The sequence below is a fragment of the Janthinobacterium sp. GW821-FHT03C08 genome, from assembly GCF_059420905.1.
Genome location: NZ_JBWKUP010000044.1, coordinates 1 through 2,211, shown reverse-complemented (window position 1 = coordinate 2,211; position 2,211 = coordinate 1). Strand labels below are relative to the sequence as shown.

5 protein-coding genes are annotated in these 2,211 nt (G+C 63.4%); all 5 read left to right on the top strand.

Translation table 11 applies throughout. The annotated features are described in order from the left end of the window. Positions 1-579, top strand: a 579-nt coding sequence (locus AC07VL_RS27970; protein WP_494808746.1) for a phage major capsid protein, incomplete at its 5' end; no start/stop codon positions are given. A 43-nt stretch (positions 580-622) separates the two neighbouring features. After that, the gene (locus AC07VL_RS27965) at positions 623-1,075 is read left to right on the top strand and encodes a hypothetical protein (protein WP_494808745.1); all 453 of its coding nucleotides are present in this window, start codon (positions 623-625) and stop codon (positions 1,073-1,075) included. Beyond that, positions 1,075-1,629: a head-tail connector protein gene (locus tag AC07VL_RS27960; protein WP_494808744.1), complete on the top strand. Its 555-nt coding sequence runs from the start codon at positions 1,075-1,077 to the stop codon at positions 1,627-1,629. Before AC07VL_RS27965 ends, AC07VL_RS27960 begins: the two co-directional genes overlap by 1 nt. Continuing rightward, entirely contained in the window at positions 1,626-1,961 is a 336-nt protein-coding gene (locus tag AC07VL_RS27955) for a phage head completion protein (protein ID WP_494808743.1), read from the top strand. The genes AC07VL_RS27960 and AC07VL_RS27955 overlap by 4 nt, the downstream gene beginning before the upstream one ends. Positions 1,962-1,972: 11 nt before the next feature. Next, positions 1,973-2,211: hypothetical protein (locus AC07VL_RS27950; protein WP_494808742.1), on the top strand; the 239-nt coding region annotated here is incomplete at its 3' end.

The window sequence follows — 2,211 nt, the reverse complement described above, 5'->3', positions numbered from 1 at the left end:
GAGTCGGCCAGTGAATCGATGTCCGGCGGCGAAGGTGCAGCGTTCATTTCGGGCAACGGCGTCAAGAAGCCGACCGGCATCCTGGGCGGGCCGACGCCGGTGGCGACGGGCGACGGCGCACGCGCGTTCGGCACGCTGCAGTATTTCGCTTCCGGCCAGGCAGCCGGACTGCCAACCAATCAGGATGTCTTCCTGGACATGGTGTATGGCGTGCGCGCACGCTACCGCAATAACGCGCAGTGGCTGACCTCGAAAGCCGTGCTGGCCGGCCTGCGCAAGTACAAGGACGACAATGGCCAATACCTGTGGCAGCCAGCGCTTACCGCTGGCCAGCCCGCGACCTTCCTGGGCTTCGGCATCACCGAGGCAGAAGACATGCCAGCCGTGGCCGCCAATGCCTTCCCGCTGGCATTCGGCGACTTCAAGGAAGGCTACCTGATCTGCGACAAGGTGGGCATGCGCATCACCCGTGACGAAATCACCACGCCGGGCTTCATCAAGTTTTACGTGCGTCGCCGCGTGGGCGGCAAGCTGCGCAACACCCAGGCGATCAAGCTTCTGAAAATCGCCGCGTCCTGATAACGCATGGGAGGCCCGGTGGCCTCCCTTCAAGGAGAATGCTTTGAAACTGATTGCCAAAAAAGATTTTGCCTGGGCCCACGGCGGCTCGGACGTGCGCCAATATGTACAAGGTCAGCGTATCGAGTCTGACGATGTCGACCTCATCCGCGTTGCGTTGGATGAAGGCTGGGCCGATCCGTCCGACTGGGAAGATCCCGTCCTGGTGCGCGAGCCGACCAAGGAAGAACTGCTGGGCATGCGCGATGCGCTGGCGAACCGCGAGAGCGAGTTGCAAGAGCGGGCCGAGCGCCTGGACCAGCAGGCCCTCGCCAACCAGGTAGAAGCCGAGCGCCTGCAGCAGCTGGCCGCCGCCCATGCGGTCGAAGACAAGCGCCTGGTTGATGCCGCCGTACAACTGGCGACGGACCGTGCCGCGTTTGAAGCGGCCAAGCCAGCCGCGCCGGCGCCGACCGGCGGCAAAGGCAAGGCCGCCACCACTGCCGCTGCCGCCTAGTGGCTATCCGGATTACACCGCCCACCGAGCTCGCGGTCGAGCTGGCGCTGATCAAGAAGAACATGGTCATCGACGGCGACTACATGGATGATGTGGTCACCGGCTGGGCGCGAGGCGTGATATCTCAGCTCGAGCAAGAGATAGGGCAATGCCTGATGGCGCAGACCTGGCGCGTGACGCTGGACGCTTTCGCGCCTGAGATTGTCTTGCCGCACCCGGTGATCGGTATCGTTTCGGTGAAATACATAGATCCGGATGGCGCCGAGAAGCTGCTGGGCGCGGGCGACTATCGTATCCGCGCTTCCCGCTACCAGACTTTGCTGGTGCCGAGCCGCCGCGCGCGCTGGCCGGCGACGCTGGATGATACCGACGTCGTGACCATCGATGTGCAGTGCGGCTATGGCACGACGCCGGTGTCGACGCCTGACAACGTCAAGCTGTACATCCTGGCCAAGCTAGTCGAGCAATTCGATCCGGTCACGCGTACCGAGCGCGATACCGTGCAGTCGGCGTTCATCGATCGTCTGCTGGACGCTTGCAAGGGATACGCATGAGCGCCCTGAAATTCCGTGACCGCATCCGCATCGAGGCCCCGCCCGAAATAGACCCGGATACTGGCAAGCCGGCAGGCGATTGGACGCTGGTGGCCGAGGTCGGCGCGAAGATCGAAGATACGAAGCCGGGCAAGACCGACGCAACGCAAGGCGGCCTGCGCCTAGCGAGTGATACCGCGACGGTCTGGATCCGGTACCGGGATGGCATCACCTCGGATATGCGCATTGTCGAGCTGACCAAGCGCCGGCGCACGCTATCCATTACCGGCGGCCCGGCCTCGATCCTGGGCGGCCGCGAGCTCGAATTTACGGTCGAGAGATTCTCGTCATAGGAAGTACCAGTATGAAAATCAAAATGATACAGTCCATACAGGGCTCGCTCGACGGCGTGACCGTGATCGGGCTTGCAGCTGGCCAGGAGTACGACACCGTGGATACGGCACGCGGCACGCGCCTGGCGTTGGCTCACATCAGTAAGGGCGTGGCTGTCGAGGTAGAGGTGCCCACTCCAGTCGTCGAGCCTGTAAAAGACCCGACTGCGCCGGCGCCGGCCATGAAAAGCAGGATCAAGTCGGCGCCGAT

Bases quoted from the DNA above. Each gene is read 5' to 3' on its own strand.
- AC07VL_RS27955 (WP_494808743.1), top strand. From the start codon at position 1,626: ATGAGCGCCCTGAAATTCCGTGACCGCATCCGCATCGAGGCCCCGCCC.